17 protein-coding genes are annotated in these 21,514 nt (G+C 69.9%); 7 read left to right on the top strand and 10 right to left on the bottom strand.

The window, feature by feature from the left end:
• Window positions 1-26 precede the first annotated feature (26 nt).
• Both AB0J16_RS41050 and AB0J16_RS41045 read left to right on the top strand, forming a co-directional pair.
• On the top strand, window positions 27-1,316 hold the full coding sequence (locus AB0J16_RS41050; RefSeq protein ID WP_225300073.1) for a GTP cyclohydrolase IIa: 1,290 nt from the start codon (window positions 27-29) through the stop codon (window positions 1,314-1,316).
• A 259-nt stretch (window positions 1,317-1,575) separates the two neighbouring features.
• Window positions 1,576-2,511: an EamA family transporter gene (locus tag AB0J16_RS41045; protein ID WP_358550266.1), complete on the top strand. Its 936-nt coding sequence runs from the start codon at window positions 1,576-1,578 to the stop codon at window positions 2,509-2,511.
• Window positions 2,512-2,546: 35 nt separating this feature from the next.
• Here AB0J16_RS41045 and AB0J16_RS41040 read toward each other — a convergent pair whose 3' ends face one another.
• Both AB0J16_RS41040 and hisC read right to left on the bottom strand, forming a co-directional pair.
• Window positions 2,547-3,383 carry a nitroreductase/quinone reductase family protein gene (locus AB0J16_RS41040; RefSeq protein ID WP_358550264.1) on the bottom strand — a complete coding sequence of 279 codons (837 nt, stop codon included), beginning with the start codon at window positions 3,381-3,383 and terminating at the stop codon, window positions 2,547-2,549.
• A gap of 375 nt (window positions 3,384-3,758) precedes the next feature.
• Window positions 3,759-4,820, bottom strand: coding sequence for a histidinol-phosphate transaminase (hisC, locus tag AB0J16_RS41035; RefSeq protein ID WP_358550262.1), 1,062 nt, complete (start codon window positions 4,818-4,820; stop codon window positions 3,759-3,761).
• A gap of 113 nt (window positions 4,821-4,933) precedes the next feature.
• Between hisC and AB0J16_RS41030 the strand changes: the two genes are divergently transcribed.
• Window positions 4,934-6,304 carry an ATP-binding protein gene (locus tag AB0J16_RS41030; RefSeq protein ID WP_358550260.1) on the top strand — a complete coding sequence of 457 codons (1,371 nt, stop codon included), beginning with the start codon at window positions 4,934-4,936 and terminating at the stop codon, window positions 6,302-6,304.
• 147 nt (window positions 6,305-6,451) lie between these two features.
• Window positions 6,452-7,366, top strand: coding sequence for a MerR family transcriptional regulator (locus AB0J16_RS41025; RefSeq protein WP_358550258.1), 915 nt, complete (start codon window positions 6,452-6,454; stop codon window positions 7,364-7,366).
• Here the strand turns inward: AB0J16_RS41025 and AB0J16_RS41020 are convergent, their stop codons facing one another.
• Complete coding sequence (locus tag AB0J16_RS41020) at window positions 7,367-8,818, bottom strand: SDR family oxidoreductase (protein WP_358550257.1); 1,452 nt, start codon at window positions 8,816-8,818, stop codon at window positions 7,367-7,369.
• Complete coding sequence (locus AB0J16_RS41015) at window positions 8,815-9,288, bottom strand: sigma-70 family RNA polymerase sigma factor (protein ID WP_358550255.1); 474 nt, start codon at window positions 9,286-9,288, stop codon at window positions 8,815-8,817. The genes AB0J16_RS41020 and AB0J16_RS41015 overlap by 4 nt, the downstream gene beginning before the upstream one ends.
• A gap of 117 nt (window positions 9,289-9,405) precedes the next feature.
• Here AB0J16_RS41015 and AB0J16_RS41010 point away from each other — a divergent pair, with 117 nt between their 5' ends.
• Complete coding sequence (locus AB0J16_RS41010; protein ID WP_358550253.1) at window positions 9,406-10,656, top strand: deoxyribodipyrimidine photo-lyase; 1,251 nt, start codon at window positions 9,406-9,408, stop codon at window positions 10,654-10,656.
• 39 nt (window positions 10,657-10,695) lie between these two features.
• Here the strand turns inward: AB0J16_RS41010 and AB0J16_RS41005 are convergent, their stop codons facing one another.
• From AB0J16_RS41005 to AB0J16_RS40985, 5 genes are all read right to left on the bottom strand, one after another.
• Window positions 10,696-11,358 (bottom strand): NUDIX domain-containing protein, encoded by a 663-nt coding sequence (locus AB0J16_RS41005; RefSeq protein WP_358550251.1) that lies wholly within the window; start codon window positions 11,356-11,358, stop codon window positions 10,696-10,698.
• Window positions 11,359-11,411: 53 nt separating this feature from the next.
• Window positions 11,412-13,196, bottom strand: a complete 1,785-nt coding sequence (locus AB0J16_RS41000; protein WP_358550249.1) for a DUF4434 domain-containing protein — start codon at window positions 13,194-13,196, stop codon at window positions 11,412-11,414.
• Window positions 13,197-13,254: 58 nt separating this feature from the next.
• On the bottom strand, window positions 13,255-14,343 hold the full coding sequence (locus tag AB0J16_RS40995) for a glycosyltransferase (RefSeq protein ID WP_358550247.1): 1,089 nt from the start codon (window positions 14,341-14,343) through the stop codon (window positions 13,255-13,257).
• A 19-nt stretch (window positions 14,344-14,362) separates the two neighbouring features.
• Complete coding sequence (locus tag AB0J16_RS40990; protein WP_358550245.1) at window positions 14,363-15,625, bottom strand: nucleotide sugar dehydrogenase; 1,263 nt, start codon at window positions 15,623-15,625, stop codon at window positions 14,363-14,365.
• Between the two features lie 115 nt (window positions 15,626-15,740).
• Window positions 15,741-17,327 carry a glycosyltransferase gene (locus AB0J16_RS40985; RefSeq protein ID WP_358550243.1) on the bottom strand — a complete coding sequence of 529 codons (1,587 nt, stop codon included), beginning with the start codon at window positions 17,325-17,327 and terminating at the stop codon, window positions 15,741-15,743.
• A 155-nt stretch (window positions 17,328-17,482) separates the two neighbouring features.
• Between AB0J16_RS40985 and wecB the strand changes: the two genes are divergently transcribed.
• Both wecB and AB0J16_RS40975 read left to right on the top strand, forming a co-directional pair.
• The gene (gene wecB / locus AB0J16_RS40980; RefSeq protein WP_358550241.1) at window positions 17,483-18,613 is read left to right on the top strand and encodes a UDP-N-acetylglucosamine 2-epimerase (non-hydrolyzing); all 1,131 of its coding nucleotides are present in this window, start codon (window positions 17,483-17,485) and stop codon (window positions 18,611-18,613) included.
• A gap of 69 nt (window positions 18,614-18,682) precedes the next feature.
• Entirely contained in the window at window positions 18,683-20,719 is a 2,037-nt protein-coding gene (locus AB0J16_RS40975) for a glycosyltransferase (protein ID WP_358550239.1), read from the top strand.
• A gap of 2 nt (window positions 20,720-20,721) precedes the next feature.
• Here AB0J16_RS40975 and AB0J16_RS40970 read toward each other — a convergent pair whose 3' ends face one another.
• Window positions 20,722-21,417: a hypothetical protein gene (locus tag AB0J16_RS40970; protein ID WP_358550237.1), complete on the bottom strand. Its 696-nt coding sequence runs from the start codon at window positions 21,415-21,417 to the stop codon at window positions 20,722-20,724.
• Window positions 21,418-21,514: the final 97 nt, after the last annotated feature.

Here is a 21,514-nt window from a genome sequence, read left to right as displayed (position 1 = left end):
CTCCCCGAGTGTCACGCCCGGGTGCCATGACACCGGACCTAACCATTGGTGTGGTCGGACCCCACGATCTGGTCGAGCGGGTCATGCTGATGGGGCACGCTGCCGCGCCACTTCCGTGCCGTTTGGTGGCGGCCGCCTACCGCGATGAGCAGGAGGCGCCCGACAAAGTGACGCGGCTCGGTCCCGGCGTGGACGCATGCCTGTTCGCCAGCCCGGTCCCCTACGACCTGGCCAGGCGCTCGGGTGTGCTGACGATGCCCGCGACCTACGTGCAGCTCGGCGGCGCGGCGCTGGTCGCCGCGCTGGCCAAGGCGGCGTTGGACTCGCGCATCGATCCGCAGCGGGTGAGCATCGACGTGGTGGCCAGGGCGGACGTCGAGGAGGCGTACACAGACCTCGGGATTGCCGCAACGGATGTCCACAGCCGCGACGAGCCGGGCGCCACCGGCACGATCGCGGCTTACCACGAGCGCCTGGCCCGCCAGGGATCCACCACGGGCGCGCTCACGTGCCTGCCGGCGGTCGCCGAACGCCTCCAGGCGTCCGGTGTCCCGGTCATCAGGATCAGGCCGACCTCCGCGGCCGTGCGCACCGCGCTGCACACCGCAGCGCTGCTCGGTGCGCACCACCGCCTGGAGGAGTCGCAGCTCACCGTGGTGCTGGTCGAGGTGCCGACGTTACGCGAGCCGGTACGCCGCGCCGCGCCGCGTTACTGGCGCGACGAGCTCCGGCTGTCGCTGCACCGGCTGCTGGTCCAGGAGGCGAACCGCATCAACGCCACCGTCTGGCCGATCGACGATCACAGCTATCTGGTCACCGCGACCAGGGGCTCGATCGCCGCCGCGACCGACGGGTTCAGGGTGCTGCCGTTCGCCGCCAGGATCCGCGACGAGCTGGGGCTGGCGGTCGAGGTCGGCGTGGGCATGGGACGCACCACCCACGACGCGGAGTCGCACGCACGGGCGGCTCTGGCGCGTACCCAGGCCGGTAAACAGGCCCAGGGCTTCGCCGTGGACCGTGAGGGCCGAGCGCTCATCCCGGCCCCGCGGATGCCCCCTCAGGGCTCCACCGCGCTCAAGCCCAAGGGCGTGGAGGTGCTGGCCCGGCTCGCCGCCAAGCTGGAGGGCGGCGACACCGTGGTGGACGCGGAGGGCGCGGGGAAGATGCTCGGGGTGACGCCGCGTACGGCTCGGCGGTTGCTGCGCACGTTGGTCGACGAGGGACTCGCGTGGCCGCTGCCGCCCAACCGTACGCCTCAACCGGGCCGGCCGCGCCAGCTCTACCGCCTCATCGTGGAGAAGCTCGGCCCTCGCTGATCGCCCCCAGGTACGGGTCCGCCGTCCCCCCTTCCCCTTTCCTGGGGCGGCGGGCCCCCTGACTCTTCGGCCGGGTGTGTTTTTGGTCATGTGAACTAGTGATTGGCCGCGTCCGAAGAGGGTATGTATTGCGTCGCCCCCGATCGACGGGATTCGGACGGGGGCACCAAAGCCTCTTTCTCGTCAGCTCCCTCCCGCCGACTTCCTAGTCCGGGACCCGCCAGCGTTCTGTCCGGAACGCCCGCTATTGTCATGGGCTATGGCATCGGACACCCCTGACCGCCCTCCCTTGCTCGTCTGGAGCGCGCTGGTCATCGTCTATGTGGTCTGGGGTTCGACGTACCTCGGCATCAAGATCGCCGTCGAGACCATCCCGCCGATGCTCAGCGGGGCGCTGCGGTTCGTGACGGCGGCGGTGATCCTCGGCGGATTCCTGGTCGCGCGCAAGGGCTGGGCGCCGTTCCGGATGACCCGGGCCCAGTTCGGCGGGGCCGCGCTGGTGGGGTTGCTCCTGCTGACCACGGGAAACGGCCTGCTGGCCGTGGCGGAGCGGAGTGTGTCCAGCGGGCTGGCCGCGCTGCTCGTCGCCTCGGTGCCGCTGTGGCTGGTGGTGTTCAGGATCGTGGCCAGGGACCGGCCGAAGGTGCTGACGCTGGCCGGCGTGCTGGTCGGGTTCGGCGGTGTGGCGGCGCTGTCGCTGAGCGGCGGTGGCGGATCGGCGAGCACCAGCGGGATCGTGGTGGTCCTGGTGGCGTCGCTGTCGTGGTCGGTCGGGTCGTTCCTGTCGGCCCGGATCCCGATGCCGGCCAACTCGTTCGCGGCCAGCACGATCGAGATGCTGGTGGGCGGGGCCGGGCTGGCCGTCACGGGCCTGTCGGTGGGCGAACGTCTGGACGTCACGGCCGTCTCCGGCCGCTCGTGGGCCGGGCTGGTCTACCTGATCCTGGTCGGGTCGCTGGTCGGCTTCACCGCCTACAGCTGGCTGCTCAGCAACGCACCGATCTCGCTGGTGTCGACCTACGCGTACGTCAACCCGGCGGTGGCGGTGCTCCTCGGCGCGCTCGTGTTGAGCGAGCACGTGACCTGGCAGATCATGCTGGGCGGGTTGGTGATCCTGCTGGGCGTCGCCCTCGTGGTGTCCACGGAGCGACGGCCCAGAGCGAAACGGCTCACCCCTGAAGAGGTCAGGGCGTAGCGGGTCATGGCCTTCAGGATCGGGACGAGCTCCCGCTAGGGGTTCATGGCGTTCAGGATCGGGACGAGCTCCCGCTCCTCGTAATCGAGGTGCGCTTCGAGCTCGGTCACGAGCCGATCCACCTCCGCGAGCACCTTCGGGGCGGGCGCGGCCGGCTCGCCGTCCGCGAGCAGTCGCTGGAGCTCGTCGAGGAGCCGGGAGACCGTCCCGTGCTCCTCGCGCAACCGGTCCACCACCAGGGTGAGCTCGGGATGCCGCCCTTCGACCCAAGGGAACATCCCGGCGTCCTCGAACCTGTGATGCTGATGGAGCCCCTGGCACAGGGTCAGGCAGTTGACCCGCAACTGCACGCCCAGGCCTCCAGTCCCGGACGCGGCGACCTCCTTGCGGATCAGCCGCAGCTCCCGGCGGAACGCGTCGTGCACCCGCACCAGGAAGTCACCCCCTCGCGTGCCGTCCGGACCGCCGCCGCGCGGGGTCAGCGCGACCACGGGGATGACCCGGCTCGTCTTCGCCTGGTAGGCCGCCCAGCCGGGGTCCATCTCGACCGCCCGCGCGAAGGCGCTGTCGCGTTCCTCGCCTTCGAGGACGACCGCGTCAGCCGGGTAGGTGAAGATGCCGTCCTCCACCGTCACCCGCGGCGTGGCCCGGAGGTTGTGGTACCAGGCCGGGTGCTTGGGCGCCCCTCCGGCGGAGGCGATGATCAGCATGCGCTCGCCGTCGGGCAGGTAGCCGACCGGAGTGGTGTGCTGGGCGCCGGTCCTGGCGCCGGTGGTCGTCAGAAGGAGCAACCGGGCGCCGTCGAACATGGCGACCTGTCCCTGGTTGGCGCGGAACTCATCGATGATCTGCTGATTGAAGTCTTGGGGCATGCTCTGCTTGCTCTCCAGATGTGAGAAAGGGTTACGACGGGCGGGATGCGCACGGCACGCCGTACCGGCCTCGGGCGGAGAGCCTCGATGAGCACGCGAGGGGAAAGGGCGGTCAGGCGATCACCGGACCGTCGGGCAGCACAACGGTCAGGCGATGGCCGGACCGCGGGGCAGCGCAAAGGATCGCGTGCGACGGTGGTGCGGGGCACCACCGGGCATGGGGACGACGCGCGGGCGCGCGATCAGATCAGGCGCTGCCTGTGAAGTGAGAAGTCACGACATCATCCCCTACAACCGGTGCCTCCATGCCGCCGACGTCCTCCGGCCGGCGACACGCGACAAGAGGCCCATTACAGGGCCTAATCACACAAACTGTCAACCCGCCTTGAAGGCCGCCGCCGCCGCGAGGAACGTGTCGTTCGCCTCCGGGTCGCCGATCGAGACGCGGGCGCCCTCCCCCGCGAACGGCCGCACCGCCACGCCCACGGCCGCGCACGCCGCCGCGAAGTCGAGCGTGCGCTCGCCGAGCCGCAGCCAGACGAAGTTGGCCTCGGTCAGGGGGATGGTCCAGCCCTGGGCGATGAGCGACTCGCGCACCCGGGTCCGCTCCTTGACCACGGTGTCGACCCGCTCCATCAGCTCGTCCTCCGCGCGCAGGGAGGCGATGGCCGCGATCTGCGCGAGGTGGTTGACGGCGAACGGGATGATCGTCTTCCGGATGGCCGACGCCACCGCCTCGTGTCCCACCAGGTAACCGACACGCAGCCCCGCCAATCCGTAGGCCTTCGAGAACGTACGCAGGACGCAGACGTTCGGCCGGTCGCGGTAGAGGGTGAGACCGTCGGGCACGTCCTCGTCGCGCACGTATTCGCGGTAGGCCTCGTCCAGGACCACCAGCACGTCGTCCGGCACCCGGTCGAGGAAGGCCACCAGCTCGGCCCGGCGGATCGCGGTGCCGGTGGGGTTGTTGGGGTTGCAGACGAAGATCATGCGCGTCCGGTCGGTGATCGCCTCGGCCATCGCGTCCAGATCGTGGTCCTCGCCCGCCAGCGGCACCCTGACCGACTCCGCCCCGGCCAGGTCGGCCAGCAGCGGATATGCCTCGAACGACCGCCACGCGTAGATCACCTCGGCGCCGGGCTCACTGACGGCCTCGAACAGCTGCTGCGCCACGGTGACGGACCCCGCCCCGAGCGCGATGTGCTCGACCGGCACCCCGAACCGCTCCGCGATGGCCTCCGTCAGCTTGATCGCCCCCGGGTCGGGGTAACGGTGGACCTGCCGCGCCCCCTCGGCGATCGCCTCGACCACGGACGGCAGCGGGTCGTAGGGCGACTCGTTGGAGGAGAGCTTGTACGAGCGGCCGTCAGGAGACGTGACGGCCTTGCCCGGCTTGTACGCCGGCATGGTGTCCAGAATCAAGCGGAAACGAGGCATGGCTTCACCTTAAAAGAAGCCGACCAGCAGGGCAGCATCAGGCGGAATCGGTTGCTGACATAGATATCGGTGATGTTTTCGTCACTGACATCGGCGTCGGTTACATTTATGCCATGAACTTCGTAGGAAGGCAGGAGCAGCTCCAGACGCTGGCGGAATGGTGGGAGGAGCCGCAGCCCCGTCCGGCATTGCTCTGGGGCCGCAGGCGAGTCGGCAAGACGGCGCTGCTCCAGCGCTTCGCCCAGGGAAAGCGGGCGATCTTCCACACCGGTGGCGGCCGCACGGCGCACCGCGAGCTGGCGGAGCTGTCCAGCCGCGTGGCCGCCACGATCGCCTCCCCCACGCGGGATCTGGCCACACGTCCTTATCAGACCTGGGACGAGGCGCTCGATCACCTCGCCCGGGAGGCCGCCGACGAGCCGCTCCTGCTCATCCTCGACGAGTTCCCCGAGCTCATCACGGCCGCTCCCGAGCTCGAAGGCACCCTTCGCGCATTCCTCGACCACGCGCACGGGCACACGCGGCTGCGCATCATCGTGTGCGGCTCGGCCGTACGCACGATGCGGTCGATCCAGGAATACCGGTCGCCGCTCTATGGGCGCTTCGACCTGACCATGCAGCTGCACCCCTTCCGCCCGCACGAGGCCGCCGCGATGCTGCCCGATCTCTCGCCGGCGGACCGCGCGCTGGTGTACGGCATCGTGGGCGGAATGCCGCTCTACCTCTCCTGGTGGCGCTCCGAGCTGTCTGTTGAGCGTAACCTGGCCCGGCTGGCCTGCCACCCCGACGCCAAGATGATTCGGGAAGGGGATCTCGTTCTGGCGACGGAGGCGGGTAAGGGCGTCCACCTGGCCGCTACGTTGCAGGCCATTGCCGAGGGCTGCACCAAGCACAATGAGATCAGCGACGCGATCCGTGCCGACCCGAGCAGGACGCTCAGCGATCTGCTGGCTCTGCGACTGATCGAACGCGTCCAGCCGATCACCGAGAACGGGCGAGGCCGCCGCAAGATCTACCGCATCACCGACAACTTCCTCGCCTTCTACCTCAGCACGCTGTCCCGCGTTCTACCGGAGATCGATCGTGGGCTGGGCGACACGGTGCTGCCGGTCCTCCTCGACTCCTTGAACGACCATCTCGGGGCGGCTTGGGAGGAGGCGTTCCGCGACCACCTCCGGCTACGTGCGGCGGAGATCCGGCCGGATGTCGTGGCGATCGGCCCCTGGTGGCAGGCTGACGGACAGCACCAGATCGACGCGGCGGTGCTGGCGGGCCGATCGCGCCGGCCGGTCATGGTCGGCGAGGCCAAGTGGGCCAAGAAGGTCGACGCCGCGCGCATAGTCACCGGGCTGGCGGCGAAGGCGGCGCACCTGACGGATGACGCTTCGGCACTGCGATACGCGGTGTGTGCTCGCGAGGAGGTCATGCACGCGCCACATGGCACGCTGTGCGTCACCGCGGCCGACGTCTTCGCGCTGCCATGAGCGCTGCGTCGTGTGGTGTCCGGCTCGGCCGAACGCGACCGGTTGACCACCAGGCCATCGCGGCGACCAGGCTGCGGGCGTTGTCTCCGGCGTGAGGCGGTTCGCTGCAACCAAGGAGTCCGATCGTTCGAAAGAATGGGCGGAGCCATGGCTGAGCATCAGGATTCGGTGGAAACGGGATATGGCATCGGTGCCGTGTCCCGGCGGCTCGGCGTGCCCGCCCCCACGTTGCGCACCTGGAACCTGCGGTACGGCATCGGCCCGAGCGGCCGCAGCCGGGGTGGGCACCGCCGCTACGACGCCACGGATCTTCTCCGCCTGGAGGAGATGAACAGGTTGATCCGGGAGGGTGTCGCACCGGCGGAGGCGGCGCGGGCGTCGCTGCGTCTGCGACCGGGGGCGGAGGAGCGCGAACCGGCCGAGCCCGCCGCTCCCGGAGCCGGGGCGACCGGGCCGGTGCCCACGACGGCGATGCTGGCCAGGGCCGCGACAAGGCTGGACGGCGGGGCCGTCGGCGCGGGGGTCACGGCCGCGATCGCGCGGCACGGCCCTGCCTGGACGTGGGAGCGGCTCGTCCTGCCCGTCTTCGCCACGATCAGCCGCCTGCAGCGCAGGACGGGGGCGGGCATCGAGGTCGAGCACCTGTTCTCCGACGGCGTCCTGGCGGCGCTGCATCCGCTGCTCGAACCGCCCGCGACGCCGGTCAACCACCGGCCCGTGTTGCTGGCGTGCGCGGAGGAGGAGCAGCACAGTCTGCCCCTGTACGCGGTCGGCGCCGTGCTGGCCGGGACCATGGGGGTGGCGGTGCGGCTGCTCGGCGCGCGGACGCCGTACGAGGCGCTGGCCGGCGCGATCCGCACACTGGGGCCGTGCGCGGTCTTCCTCTGGTCACAGCGGGCACTGACGGGAGATCCGGCTCCGCTGGCGGCGCTGCCGCCGGTGCGGCCGCCGTGCCGGGTGGTGGTAGGCGGTCCTGGCTGGTGGGACGGGCTGCCACGCGGAGTGACAAGGGTGGGTTCGCTCGAAGAGGCGGTGACCCGGCTGGTGGCGGCGGCGAGCTGATCAGGAGGCCGCGGTGACCAGGTTCTTCGGCAGTCGTCCGAAGATCAGCCGGTGGAAGGGGACCAGGGTCCACCAATAGAGGTGGCCGAGGAGCCCGTGCGGGTAGAAGATGGCGCGCTGCTCGTAGACGGTTCTGCCGTCCTCCTGCCGTACGGCGAGCTCGAGCCAGGCCAGGCCAGGCAGCCGCATCTCGGCGCGCAGCCGCAGCAGGCGGCCGGACTCGATCTCCTCCACCCGCCAGAAGTCGATGGAGTCACCCACCCTGAGCCTGCGCGGGTCCCGTCGCCCGCGGCGCAGCCCGACGCCGCCGGCGATCCGGTCGAGCACGCCGCGGGCCCGCCAGGCCACGGGAAGGGAGTACCACCCGTTAGCGCCGCCGATGCCCTCGATGACGTTCCACAACGCACCCGGCGGGACGTCGCAGGCCAGGGTGCGGCGGTCGATGTAGAGGCTGCCACCCGCCCAGTCGGGGTCGGTGGGCAGGGGGTCGCTCGGGGCGCCCGGGGTGGAGGCGGAGGACCAGCGGGTCGCGACGTCGGCCTCCTTGATCTTCCGCAGGGCGAGGGCGACCGCGCGGCGGAATCCGATCAGGCCTTCCGGCGGATCGGGAACGTGGACGGCGATGTCGTGCTCGCGGCAGACCGCCTCGTTTCGCAGCGACTCCACCAGGGGTCGCGCGATGGTGGCGGGGACCGGCGTGACCAGGCCGACCCAGTGGCTGGACAGCCACGGGCTCAGCAGGGGCACCGGGATGATGAATCGCGGCGGCAACCCGGCGGCGGCCGCGTAGCCGCGCATCATGTCGGCGTAGGTCAACACGTCCGGGCCGCCGATGTCGAAGGCGCGGTTGACCTCCTCGGGGATGGACGCGCACGCCCGCAGGTAGCGCAGCACGTCACCTACCGCGATGGGTTGCGTACGGCTGCGCACCCAGCGTGGCGTGGTCATCACAGGGAGCCGTTCGGTGAGGTGGCGCAGCATCTCGAACGAGGCGGAACCCGAGCCGATGATCACGGCGGCGCGCAGCACGACGGCGGGCACCCGGCAGCCCAGGAAGATCTCGGCGACCTCGGCGCGTGAACGCAGGTGCGGTGACAGGTTCTCGTCGCCGGTGAGCCCGCCGAGGTAGACGATCCTGCGTACGCCCGCTGCCTCGGCGGCGGCGGCGAAGGTCCGCGCGGCCCGGCGGTCGGCGTCGGCGAAACCCTTCCCGCCACCCATGGTGTGGATCAGGTAGTAGGCCACGTCGACGTCGTCCAGCGCGGCGCGCGTGGCGGCGGCGTCCAGGGTGTCGGCCGCCACGATCTCGGTGCTGCCCGCCCAGGGCAGGTCACGCAGGCGGGCAGGGGAGCGGACCATGCAGCGCACGCGATGCCCGGCGTCGAGGAGCTCGGGCACGAGTCGCCCGCCGATGTACCCGGTCGCGCCCGTCACCAGCGTGGGTCTGGTCATGCCGCCTCCAGCAGAGCGTGCAGGCGGTGCAGGCCGCGGGCCGTCCTGGCCTTGACAGTGCCGAGCGGGACGTCCAGCCGTTCGGCGATCTCGCGCTGGCTCAGTTCCTCCCAGTAGGCGAGCCGGATCGCCTCGCGTTGGGCCTGCGGCAGTTCGGCCAGTGCCCGGCCGATCAGGTCGCGGTTGGCCAAATCCTCGCCGTCGTCGCGGCCATCTCGCCCCGGTGGCTCGGCGACGGACTCCAGCGGCACTGTCGCCAACCGCCGTGCCCGCAGGTAGTCGACGGCGCGGCGGTGCGTGATGGTCAGCAGCCAGCTCTCCATGCCTCTGGACGGATCGTAGGCGAGCCGGCAGCGCCAGACGTCGGCGAAGACGGCCTGCGTGACGTCGTCGACGTCCTGCGTGGGGATCAGGCGTCGCAGGTAGGCGCGCACCATCGGCCGATGGATCGCGAAGCATTCCTCGATCATCACTCCTCCAGACGATAACCGATTCAAAATCTATTCAACCTCGCCATGCGGAGGACCGACAACCAAGAACACGGAGATCGTGCAACCACTCCGGCCCCTGCCCGCGAAAACCTAGGAGTGGAGACGGTAATTGTGCTGTTCAACCGGGACCTGCGGGTCCACGACCATCCGGCGCTGAGCGCCGCGTGCGAGCGCGCCCGCCACGTGATCCCGCTGTTCGTACGGGATCCCGCCGTGCCCGCGGGCCGACGCGGGGAGTTCCTGACCGGGTGCCTGGCCGACCTGCGCGCCTCGCTGCGGGCGCGCGGCGGCGACCTACTCGTTCGGCAGGGCGACACGGTCGCGGAAACCTTGCGCCTGGCGGAGCGGACCGGCTCCGAGGCGGTGTTCGCCAGCACGGACGTCAGCGAGCTGGCCAGGGCCAGAGAACGTCGCCTGGCCGCCGCGGGCGCGCTCAGGCTCTTCCCCGGGGTCACTGTGGTTCCACCCGACCTGCTGCGCCCGGCCGGAGGCGACCACTACCGCGTCTTCACCCCCTACTGGCGCGCATGGCAGCGGGCGCCCCGCCGTACCGTCCTGGCCGCGCCCCGACGGGTGCCTACGCCGCAGGAGCTGGAACCGGGCCCGCTGCCCGAGGGCGGCCAGGGCGGGGAGACGGCCGCGCGGCGTCGGATGAGCGAATGGGCCGCCCGCCACCTGGACCGCTACGGCGAGGGCCACGACGACCTGGCCGGTGACACCACCTCCAGACTCAGCCCCTACCTGCGCTTCGGCTGCCTGTCGCCGCTGGAGCTGTCGAAGCTGGACAACGAGGACTTCGTCCGGCAGCTGTGCTGGCGTGACTTCCACCACCAGGTCACCTTCGCCTTCCCGCGCATCAACGGGGACGACTACCGCCCGCGCGGCCATCGGTGGCGCGACGACGAGGACGCGCTCCAGGCGTGGAAGGCGGGGCAGACCGGCATGCCGATCGTGGACGCGGGCATGCGCCAGCTGCTCGCCGAGGGCTGGATGCACAACCGAGCCCGCCTCATCACCGCCTCATACCTGGTCAAACACCTCAGGATCGACTGGCGGGCAGGCGCGGCGCACTTCTTCGAGCTGCTGCTGGACGGCGACGTGGCCAACAACTTCGGCAACTGGCAGTGGGTGGCGGGCACGGGCAACGACACTCGCCCCAACCGCACGTTCAACCCGATCCGCCAGGCCAGGCGCTTCGACCCGGAAGGGAGGTATGTCCGCGCCCACGTGCCAGAGCTGGCCGGAGTCCCCGACGCGTACGTGCACGAGCCCTGGCACTCCCCCTCTCCGAGGAGGGGCTACCCGCCGCCACTGCGCCTCGCCGGGCGCGAATCGACCCTCTTCTAAGGACAGCCGCGAGCCACGCGCGCGCGAATCGACCCTCTTCTAAGGGCGGCCGCGCAGCATCGGGGGGTGGAGGAGCTCGGCGGGGCCACGGCGGTGGAGTTTGGCCGGGCGGCCGCCGTCGCGGGTGGTGGTGTCGCCCGTCTCGACCAGGAAGCCTTCCGCCTTGGTGACCTTGCGGTGGAAGTTGCGCGGGTCCAGGGGGCGGCCCCAGACGATCTCGTACACGCGCCGCAGGTCCGCCACCGTGAACTCCGGCGGGCAGAAGGCGGCGCCCAGCGAGGTGTATTCGAGCTTCGCCCGCGCCCGCTCGATGCCGTCCAGCATGATGCGCCGGTGGTCGAAGGCCATCACCGACAGGTTGTCGACGGGCTGCCAGCTCATGTGGGCCTTCTCCGAGGCCGGCAGGTCCGGGGCCAGGCCGAGGTAGGCGACGCTGACCACGCGCTGGCGGGGGTCGCGGTCCGGGTAGCCGTAGGTCTGGAGCTGCTCCAGGTGCACCGGAGCGCCGGGGAGGCCGGCGCGTTCGGCCAGGATGCGCTGGGCCGCCGCGGGAAGGTCCTCGTCGAGCTGGATGAAGCCGCCGGGCAGCGACCAGCGCCGCAGGAACGGCGGGTTGTCCCGGCGCCACACGAGGGCGCACAGGGCCTGGCAGCGCACGGTGAGCACGACCAGGTCGACGCTCACCGGGATGCTCGGGACCATGGCAGGCACGTTACACGCCGACCGGCCCAGGGCGCCCTCAGCGGCGGGCGCGCTCACGCCGCGATGCGGACGTGGAGCGGCTCAGTGGTGGCCTTCCCCGTGGGGAGTTTCACGCCGACCTTGACCCATTCGTCCGGCGGCACCTGGGCCCAGTCGAACGGTACCCACGCCGTCTGCATGCCCTCCGGCAGATCCTCCAGCGGGTCCTCGTCGAGCCAGCCCACGGCGGAGACCACCAGTTCCTTCAGCTCGTCCCCGTACTGGAGGGTGACCGTGCCGTCCTTGAGGTGGTATCCGCGCACCTCCACCCCGTCCTGGATGTCGCGGGAGCGCCGGATGGCGTCCACCGCGATCGGGCGCTGCCAGTCCTGGCTGATCTGCGTCTCCAGCGAAGGGGAGCCGCAGGTCAGGAAGTCGCTCCACATGTAGGAGACTATTTTCTGAACGTACCTGCCGGCCATGGTGACGGCCTGGTCGAGGCGTTTCTTGTCGGTCTGGCCGCGGGTGCCCTGCGGGGCGCACGGGCGATCACCGGAGGGCTCGAACGCCTCGACGTTCGCCCAGAGCTCCACGTTGAAGCCCGCCTGGAGCATCTGGTCGCGGGCCGCGGACATCTCGCGGTAGTAGTCGCGCGTCGAGCCGTGGTAGGCGGTGCCGTACGTGGTCTCGCCCACGACGGAGCGCAGCCGCTCATCGACCTCGGTGTCGCGCTGGTCGGGCCAGAACAGGCCGACCTTGCCGGTGCCGCGGCTGTCCTGCGGCGCGATGATGCCCACCCCGGTCTTGGCCAGCGCCACGAACGCCGCGGCCACCTGCTTGGGCGTCTGCCCGAAGGGGACGCGCTTGCGGGCGTCGAGGTAGGGGCTGATGAGGATGGGCTTGCCCAGCTCCTGCTCCACGATCTGATGCTGCTCGGCGTACACCTCGAGGGTGGGGTTGCCGGCGAGCGTGTCGGCCATCTGCACCTCGAACGGCTGGTAGACGCCACCGAGCGAGGCGCGCCCGGCGAAGCGCGCACCGTAGTCCTGCAGGATGCGGCGGGTCAGCGTCCGAAGTGTGTCGATGTGCTTTTTGTTGGCCCTGGTCGGGGTCACGGGGTCGCGCGGCGCGAGCGGCAGCGCCGGGAAGACCTGCACACCGAACTGCTCGCCGAGGTCGAGAAGCTGCGTCAGGCTGTCGGTGTCCGAGCCCGCGATGAGGATCATGTCGTACGGCTTGGGCTTGGTGAAGTCGCAGGTGGCGTCGTCGGAGCCGTCCATCGGGGTGAGCACCCGGAAGTACACCCGTTTGCCCACGGTGATCTTGCGTTCCATCTGGGGGCAGCGGAACAGGCCGGGCCCGAACGACTCGTCGGTGCGGTAGGCGTACGTTCGGGCGATCCGGTTCTCCGGATTCGCCTTCTTCAGGTCGCGTTCGGCCGCGTCTCGACAGCTCCGGCCGTCTTCCTCGCAGTCCTTGTACAGCGGGTCGAGCTGTCCATCCTTGGTCAGCACGCGGCCCTCGTCGTCGGTCGTGCGGAACTGCAGACCGTAGCCGATCCTGATGACCGTGTCGCCGCCGAGGTTGTGGATGTCCTCCAGCTGGTGGCGCCAGGTGCAGCGGTTGGACTTGGGGGTGATCCAGTAGCCCGTGACGGCGTAAGGGGCCTTCTCCTTGGTCTCGAACGTTCCACACTGGTCGGTGATCTCGCTCACCTTCGGCGTGGGCTCCACGCGGGTCGGCGTCGCCTTGACCTGCTGGGCCGCCTTCTTGGGAGGATCGCTCTTGGGCAGCACGACGATCACGGCCGCGACCGCGGCCAGGATCGCGGCGCCAAGGAGCACGAGAAGCCAGCGCACGTTGAGGAACCTACCGCCCTAGTGGTCTGCCGAGGATAAGCCGCTAGTTCTTGACGCCTTAGTTCTTAACGCCTGCCCACGATTCGAGCTGGGCCACGAACCTCTTGGCCGAGTTGGGCCAGTGGTGGTTCGCACGGGCCGCCGCGTAGCCGCGCGCGCCCTGCGCCCGCCGCTCCCGTACGTCGTCCCTCAACGTCAGTACGGCCTGGGCCACGGCCTTCGGGTCCTCCCACGGGACGACCACCCCGCTGTCATACCGCTCGACCAGCTCGACCGCGCGGGGAGACGGCGTCGTGATGACCGGGATGCCGTGGGCCATGTACTCGACGATCTTCGTGGGCATCGAGTGACGGTAGTTCGGCTCGTCGTGCAGCAGCGAGAGCCCGGCCAGCGCGCCGTCGAGCCGCTTCAGCGCCTCGTCGTTCGGCATGAAGTCGCGCCACTCCAGCAGGCCCTCCGTGACGGCCTGGTTGAGCATCGGCCGACTGTACGGGTCGGCGTAGCCGATCAGCTCCACCGCCACCCGGTACGGCTGGAGCAACTTGGCCACCTCGACGGCCTCCATCACGCCCCGGGCCCTGGACAGCCAGCCCAGATAAACCACCCGGTCGTCGCCGGGCGGCGTGACCGAGTCGGGGACCCAGGTCTCGTTCGGCACGATCAGGTGGGCGTGCTTGAACCGGCCCGCGTAGGCCGTCTCGGCCAGCAGCAGGTGCAGGTGGCGCTCGGCGGTGCCCTCCAGCATGCGGGCGAGGAAGCGTACCGGGGGCCGCAGCAGCGACGGCAGCCACGGCTTGAGGGAGAGCGTCGCCGGGGTGTCCTCGTGGACGTCCCAGACCACGGGCGGGCGGTTGCGCACGCCCCAGATCGCGAACAGCAACTCCGGATCGTGGATCAGCACGATGTCGACCTTGCGCCGCATGCGCTTGAACAGCCTGCGGGCGGCCCAGACTCCGGCCATGCGCTTACGCTGCGCGGCCCTGGGCAGATCGACGCCGTTGACCCAAGGACGAGGCACGACCCCGTGGGCGGTGAACGAGGCGGCATACGTGACCTCATGACCTGCATCCACGAGGGCACGGATCTGCCTATGCAGGATCCTCGCGTCCTCGGGGTTATGCACCACCGTCATGACGAGCACGTGCACTGCGCGCAGCCCTCCGTCGCTACAGCCGCTCGACGCGTTCACCCTCGGTGAGAACACCGCGGGTGTCGAGCACGAGCCTGGCCTTAGCCTCGACCATGTCGAGGTCGAACGCGGCGTGCTGCTGCATCAGCAGCGTCACGTCGGCGCCGACCACGGCCTCGGCCAGGTCTTCTTCACGGGGCACCGGGGTGCCGTCGACCGACCACTCCTTGACATGCGGGTCCGCGAACGTGAGCTCGGCCCCCAGTTCCAGCAGCGCACGCGCCACCGGCAGGGCCGGGGTCTCCCGTTCATCGGCGATGTCCGGCTTGTAGGTCACGCCGAGCATAACCACCTTGGCGCCATTTACGGCCTTTTTATGCCTGTTGAGCAGACGCTGTACCCGTGCCACCACATAGGACGGCATCCGCTCGTTGATCTCCTGGGCCAGCTCGACGAACCTGAACGGGTAGCCGAGCTTGCGCACCGTGTACGACAGGTACGACGGGTCGACGGGGATGCAGTGCCCCCCGACGCCGGGACCGGGCAGGAACTTCTGGAAGCCGAACGGCTTGGTGGCCGCGGCCTCGATCGACTCCCACAGGTCGATCCCCAGCTCGTCGCAGAAGATCGCCATCTCGTTGACGAGGGCGATGTTGACGTGCCGGTAGGTGTTCTCCAGCAGCTTGGCCATCTCGGCCTCGCGCGTGCCGCTGACCGGCACGACCTGCTCGATGAACTGGCCGTAGAACGCCGTCGCGCGGTCACGGCAGGTGCTCGTGTAGCCCCCGACCACCTTGGGCGTGTTGCGCAGCCCGAACTTGGGGTTACCCGGGTCGATCCGCTCCGGCGAGAAGGCCAGGAAGAAGTCTTCCCCCGCGACCAGGCCCGAGGTCTCGAGAATCGGGCGGGCCACCTCGTCGGTGGTGCCCGGCCACGTCGTGGACTCGAGCACGACCAGCGCGCCCTTGCTCAGGTTGCGCGCGACCGTCCCCGTGGCGCCCTCGACGGCGGACAGGTCCGGTCGGTGGTCCTCGTCCAGCGGAGTGGGCACGCAGATGACGATCGTGTTGCTCTTGGCCAGCACGGACTCGTCGAGCGTGGCGCTGAACCCGTTGGTCAGCATGTGCTCGAGATCGGCATCGGTCAGGTCATCGATGTAGGACTGACCGGCGTTGAGCGCGTCGACCTTGCGGGGGTCGACGTCCACGCCGACGACCCGCAGACCGGCCGCGACCGCCTCCTTGGCGAGCGGCATGCCGACGTAGCCCAGGCCGATGACCGCCAAGTCGATTTCTGTCACAGCAGTGCCTTAGAGAGCCGGAAACAACACTTCATGGTCGCAAAGGTTATCTCAAGTCCACCTAGCTCACGCCTAATGCGACCGAACCCGTCACAACAGACAGCCAATCTGAAGGTCATCGTTCGGTAATGGAGCGGTAGAGAGAGCGGTAAGTTTCGGCAACTCGGCCCCAAGTGCGCTTGGCTGCCACCTCTGCACGGCCCGCCTCACCCATCGCCGCGCGCCTGGCAGGATCCTCCCTGAGCGCGGCGAGCGCCTTGGCCAATGCCTCCGGATCGCCCGGCGGCACCAGCAGCCCGGCGCCGTCGGATCCGACCAGCTCCGACAGCGCGGGCAGGTCGCTGAGCACGACCGGCTTGCCGAGCGCCATCGCCTCGACGGGCTTCAGCGGCGTGACGAGCCGGGTCACCCGCAGGTCCTCGCGGGGACAGGAGAAGATGTCGATGGCCGCCTGGGCCTGCAGCGCCTCGTCCGGGCCCACCCGGCCCGGCAGGAGCGCGCTCATCAGCCCCAGCTCGCCGACCAGCTCCAGCAGGTTCTCGCGCTCGGTGCCGTCGCCCACGATGAGCACCCGCACCGGCGTGCCCTCGTCGCGCAGCAGCGCCGCGGCCCGCAGCAGCGTCGCGAACCCCTCGTAGCCCACGATGCTGGACACCGACCCGACGACGATCTCGTCCTTGCCGATGCCCATGCCCGCTCTGAACGCCTCGCCGTCGTAGGAGGCCGTGAGCAGCGAGTCGTCGACCGCGTTGGGCGCAAGGAAGATCCGCTCCCTGGGCACACCCCGCTCGACGATCTCCGTGGCCATCGTCTCGGCCAGCGTGACGACCGCGTCGGCCTCGCGCATCAGGAACGCCTCGCGCTCGCGCTGGAGCACATGGCGCTCGCTGCCGATCCGGCCGGGGTCGCGGGAGGCCCAGGTCTCCTCCAGGAAGCCGCGGACCTCGTAGACGAACGGCGTGCCGGTCCGCTCGCGTACGGCGTGCGCGATGGAGCCGTTGCGGTGGTCGGTGGCGGCGTGCAAGACCTGGGGCCGCAGCTCCGCGACGAGCTTGGTGACGCCCTCGGCGCCCTTGATGATCCGCCCGCGGGTCTCGAACGGCATCTCGCCGTGCCCGTCGGGCAGCAGCCGGTAGTAGGGGATCCCGTCGAGCTCCTCGAACGGCGGCGCGTCGGCGTGCCCCTGCAGCATCGGCCAGCCCCAGCTGGTCACCACGTGCGGGTCCAGGCCCTTGGCCTGCTGCGCCATGACGATGCGGTGCGTACGGACCGTGTAGCCCGCCTGTGTGTACGGCAGGGCGTTGGTCACGCAGTGCAGGACCCGCCCGGCCACCCGATCCACGACGGCCACCTTGGGCTGCGGCGGGATCGGGTCGGGGCTGATCGCGGCCAGCTCACCCCGGTAGTAGGCGGCCCTGCGCTTGACGAAGGGGTATTTGGTGTGTTCTTCGAGCACGGCCGCGGCCTGGCTGACCCGGCCCTGGTCCCAGTGCTCCTTGGCCTCGTTCCACGGCCCCTTGAGCACCCGCATGCTGAACTTGCGGACCGCGCGCCTGGCCCGGCGGGCGGCCGGCCAGGCGACCTTGCCCACGACGGGGCGGAGGGCGGGCGGGAGCGACTCGGCCGCCGCCTGGGCCACGCGCACCGGGTCGGCCTTCACCTTCGTCATGACGACGCGGGAGACGATGATCGGGTGCTGCACGAAGCCCCTGATAAGGCCGCCGACACCGGCTCTAGCGGACTTGGCGGAAACCTTGCCGTTTGGTCTTGGGGAGTCTTCACGACTGGCGTCGGATGCCACGCGGTGACCGTACCATAGGCAGCGTTTTTTCCCTTCCGCTATGAAAGGCGAGGTCAATGAGGGAGAACCCCCTGGTCCTGCACGTTCTGGGCGCTCGTCCCAACTTCGTGAAAGCGGCCCCGGTGGTGCGGGCACTCGGTGAACTCGGCGTGCGGCAGGGCATCATCCACACCGGTCAGCACTATGACGCGCTGATGTCCGACGTGTTCTTCGCCGACCTCGGGCTGCCGGAGCCGGTGGCCAATCTGGGCGTCGGTTCGGGCAGTCACGCGAAGCAGACCGCGGCGCTGCTCGTCGGCCTGGAGGAGGTCGTCCTGGAGCACGACCCCGACCTGGTCGTGGTCTACGGCGACGTGAACTCGACGCTGGCCGCGATCCTGGTCTGCGCGAAGCTGGGCGTACGCACCGCGCACGTCGAGGCGGGCCTGCGCTCGTTCGACCGGGGCATGCCGGAGGAGGTCAACAGGATCGTCACCGACTCCCTGTCCGACCTGCTCTTCGCCACCTCGCCCGACGCGCTCTCGCATCTGGCCGCCGAGGGCGTGCCCGCCGCCAAGGTGCACCTGGTGGGCAACCCCATGATCGACAGCCTCTTCTCCGCGCTGCCCTCGCTGGACCCGGCGCCCGTGGTGGCCCGGCTGGACATACCGGCTCGTTATGCCGTGGCGACCCTGCACCGCCCGGCGAACGTCGACACCCCCGAGGCGGCCAAAGAACTGGTCTCGGCCGTGCTGGACGTCGCCCGCCAGATCCCGATCGTGGTGCCGATCCACCCCAGGGGGCGTACCCGGCTGGCCGAGGCGGGCCTGGTCGACGGCCCCTCGGTCAAGGTGATCGAACCGCTGGGCTATGTGGACTTCCTCTCACTCGTCCGGGGCGCCGCGCTGGTGGTCACCGACTCGGGCGGCGTGCAGGAGGAGACGACGATGCTGGGCGTTCCGTGCCTGACGGTCCGGCCCAACACCGAGCGGCCGATCACGATCACGCATGGGACCAACCGCCTGGTCACCCCGGCCCTGCTGCCGGCCGCGGCCGAGAAGGCGCTGGCCGACGGGGCCTCGACGCCGTCGGGTGAGCTGCCGCCGCTGTGGGACGGCGCCGCCGGGCCGCGGATCGCGCGGGTCATCTCGGCCTGGCTCAAGGGGGACAACCTCTCGCCCGCCGCACAGGGTGCGCGTTCCGAATAACCCCCTCATTCCGTACGGTCCCCGCCGTACCATGACATACCTCCGCTAAGCGATAAGGCGTGCATCCCCATGGCCGAAACCCCTGAAGAGCCCACGTACCAGCGACTCGGCCCCGTGAACTGGCTGCCCGAGGAGCGCAAGCTCGTCGAGCGCTACGAAGCGGATATCAGGGAGCTGCGCCGGCGGCTGGAGATAGCCGAGGCCAAGGCCGCCTACGCGAACTGGAAGCTGGAGGCCACCCAGGCCAAGCGGACGTTCAAGCTGGGTGAGGCGCTGGGGTCGAAGAGCCCGGGCAAGGTGCTGGAGGCGGTCAGGTCCAAGGACCGGGCGCCCAAGGCCCCGATCCCGGTCACCTTGGCCGTCGCGGCGGCCAACCACCGGCCGCCGCCGGTCGAGGTGCCGACCGTGAAGTGGCCGGCCGGGCCGGTGAACCGGCCGGACCTCAAGGTCGCCGTCATCCTGGACGACTTCTCGCGGCTGGCGTTCAGGTACGAGTGGGACCAGATCGAGTTCGGGCTCAAGGACTGGCCGGAGATCTTCGCCGAGAAGCGGCCTGACCTGCTGTTCTGCGAGTCGGCCTGGCACGGGAACCAGGGCCGCTGGCGCTACCAGATGACCGGGACGAACGCCCCCAAGGACCCGCTGCGCGACCTCGTGGCGTGGTGCCGCGCCGAGGGGATCCCGACGGTCTTCTGGAACAAGGAGGACCCGCCGAACTTCGAGTTCTTCATCGACACGGCCAAGCTGTTCGACTACGTGTTCACCTGCGACGGTGACATGGTCCCGAAATATCGTGAAACTTTGGGCCACGATCGGGTGGACGTGCTCCAGTTCGCCGCCCAGCCCCGCGTGCACAACCCGATCCAGCAGAAGCAGGGCCGCCTGCACGACGTCGTCTTCGCCGGCATGTACTTCCGCGACAAGCATCCCGAGCGCCGCGAGCAGATGGAGACGGTCATCGACCCGATCCGCGAGCTGGGCCTGCACATCTTCGCCCGCAACGGCGAGGTCGACGAGAAGTACGCCTGGCCGGAGAAGTATCGCCCGCACATCGTGGGCGAGCTCCCCTACGACCAGATGCTCGCGGCCTACCGGATGTACAAGGTCTTCCTCAACGTCAACTCGGTGCTCGACTCGCCCACGATGTGCGCGCGCCGCGTGTTCGAGCTGTCGGCCTGCTCCACGCCGGTCGTCTCCGGGTGGTCCAGGGCGATCGAGGAGACGTTCGGCGAGCTGCTGCCGATCGCCCGCGAGCCGGTCGAGTCGTACAACCAGGTGCTGCACCTGATCAACAGCCCGGAGCTGCGGGCCCGCATGGGACACCTGGCGATGCGCGAGGTGTTCGACAAGCACCTGTTCACGCACCGGGTGGACCAGATACTCCGGTTCCTGGGGCGGCCCGTCACCACCGGGGCCCGGTCGATCTCCGTGGTGCTGCCGACCAACCGGGCCGCGCAGATCGAGCACGCGATCTCCTCGGTGGCCAAGCAGATCCACCGGCCGCTGCAGCTCGTCATGGTCCTGCACGGCCTGGACATCGACCCCGTCGTGGTGGCCGACAAGGCTCGCATGGCGGGCATCTCCGATGTGGTCGTCCTGCCCGCCTCGGCCGAGCTGTCGCTGGGCGCCTGCATGAACCTGGGCATCTCAGCCGCCGAAGGCGACCTGATCGCCAAGATGGACGACGACAACCTGTACGGCGAGCACTACCTGTCGGACCTGGTCAGGGCCTTCGACTACACCGACGCGGAGCTGGTCGGCAAGGGCGCCCACTACTCCTACTTCGAGGGCCTCAACACCACCATGCTGCGGCTGCCGGGGCTGGAGCATCGGTACTCGTTCCTCGTGCAGGGCGGGACGTTCCTCGGCAAGGCGGACATGTTCCGGTCGTACGGCTTCGCGGACATCACCCGGGGCGAGGACACGCACCTGGTCCGCAGGCTGAAGGAGGACAGCGTCAAGATCTACTCCGCGGACCGGTTCAACTTCGTCTACTGGCGCAGCGCCGACGCCTCCATGCACACCTGGCAGGCCGACCACATCAAGCTGACGCGGAACGCACAATTTTCCTTTGTCGGCCGACCGGACGATCACGTGCTTGTTTAGTTTTATCTGGTGATGCGGGCCAGGTTCTGGTCGGCCAGGCCGGCGAGTTCGAACAGGTCGGCGGGTGCCACCTTCCGGCCGACGACGAGCATGCTCATGATGACCTTGCCGCGCCGGATGACCACCGAGCCGACCTGCGCGTCGCGGTGGCCGCCCGACGCGGTGGTCAAATAGGCCCGGGACTCCTCGCCCCGCGTGGGCATGCCCAGGTCGCGCGTTCGGTAGGTCACCCGCGTGCCGTGCACGTCGGCCCCATAGGAGGCGCACTGCGCGGGCAGCGGCGCGGGGAAGGCGGAGGCGGGCATTGACACCAGCGCCTGGGTGATCGAGTCGCTGCCGGAGGAGAAGGCGACCACGGCAGCGGGCGCCTCCGCGACCTCGGGCTTGCTCAGGTCCAGCTGACCGGCCCCGCCGCACTCTGGCCGGTCGAGCTTGGCCTGGCGCACGGCCGCGAGCCCTTGCCTGGTGGACTTGAGCGAGCCGAACGCCCCGGCCTCCGGCCCGTAGGCCAGGCTCATGCCCTTGGGGGTGGGCAGCAGGCCGGCCCGGAGCCTGGCCGCTCCGGGCGCGGACCGGGACGGGGACGGGACGGCGGAGGGGTCGGCGGGCGTGGTGCCGGACGGGTCGGCGGCCGGGGGCACGTCCGGCAAGGGCGCGCCCACGACCTTGTCGGCAGCACATCCCGATATGGCCATCATGCTCAGACAGATGAGAGAAAGAGCCTTAAGCATGAATTCTCCACTCCCCTAAAGCGACTTACCATAAAACGCTAGAGGAAGCGCGGAGTAACGAGCC

The organism is Nonomuraea sp. NPDC049750 (assembly GCF_040659625.1).
Taxonomy (GTDB): domain Bacteria; phylum Actinomycetota; class Actinomycetes; order Streptosporangiales; family Streptosporangiaceae; genus Nonomuraea.
This window is presented reverse-complemented; position numbering and strand designations above follow the sequence as displayed.

Coding starts and splice junctions, on each gene's coding strand:
- AB0J16_RS41045 (WP_358550266.1), top strand. CDS start 1,576: ATGGCATCGGACACCCCTGACCGCCCTCCCTTGCTCGTCTGGAGCGCG.
- AB0J16_RS40975 (WP_358550239.1), top strand. CDS start 18,683: ATGGCCGAAACCCCTGAAGAGCCCACGTACCAGCGACTCGGCCCCGTG.
- AB0J16_RS41040 (WP_358550264.1), bottom strand. CDS start 3,383: ATGCCCCAAGACTTCAATCAGCAGATCATCGATGAGTTCCGCGCCAAC.
- AB0J16_RS40970 (WP_358550237.1), bottom strand. CDS start 21,417: ATGATGGCCATATCGGGATGTGCTGCCGACAAGGTCGTGGGCGCGCCC.
- AB0J16_RS41015 (WP_358550255.1), bottom strand. CDS start 9,288: ATGATCGAGGAATGCTTCGCGATCCATCGGCCGATGGTGCGCGCCTAC.
- AB0J16_RS41020 (WP_358550257.1), bottom strand. CDS start 8,818: ATGACCAGACCCACGCTGGTGACGGGCGCGACCGGGTACATCGGCGGG.
- hisC (WP_358550262.1), bottom strand. CDS start 4,820: ATGCCTCGTTTCCGCTTGATTCTGGACACCATGCCGGCGTACAAGCCG.
- AB0J16_RS41025 (WP_358550258.1), top strand. CDS start 6,452: ATGGCTGAGCATCAGGATTCGGTGGAAACGGGATATGGCATCGGTGCC.
- wecB (WP_358550241.1), top strand. CDS start 17,483: ATGAGGGAGAACCCCCTGGTCCTGCACGTTCTGGGCGCTCGTCCCAAC.
- AB0J16_RS41050 (WP_225300073.1), top strand. CDS start 27: ATGACACCGGACCTAACCATTGGTGTGGTCGGACCCCACGATCTGGTC.
- AB0J16_RS41030 (WP_358550260.1), top strand. CDS start 4,934: ATGAACTTCGTAGGAAGGCAGGAGCAGCTCCAGACGCTGGCGGAATGG.
- AB0J16_RS41005 (WP_358550251.1), bottom strand. CDS start 11,358: ATGGTCCCGAGCATCCCGGTGAGCGTCGACCTGGTCGTGCTCACCGTG.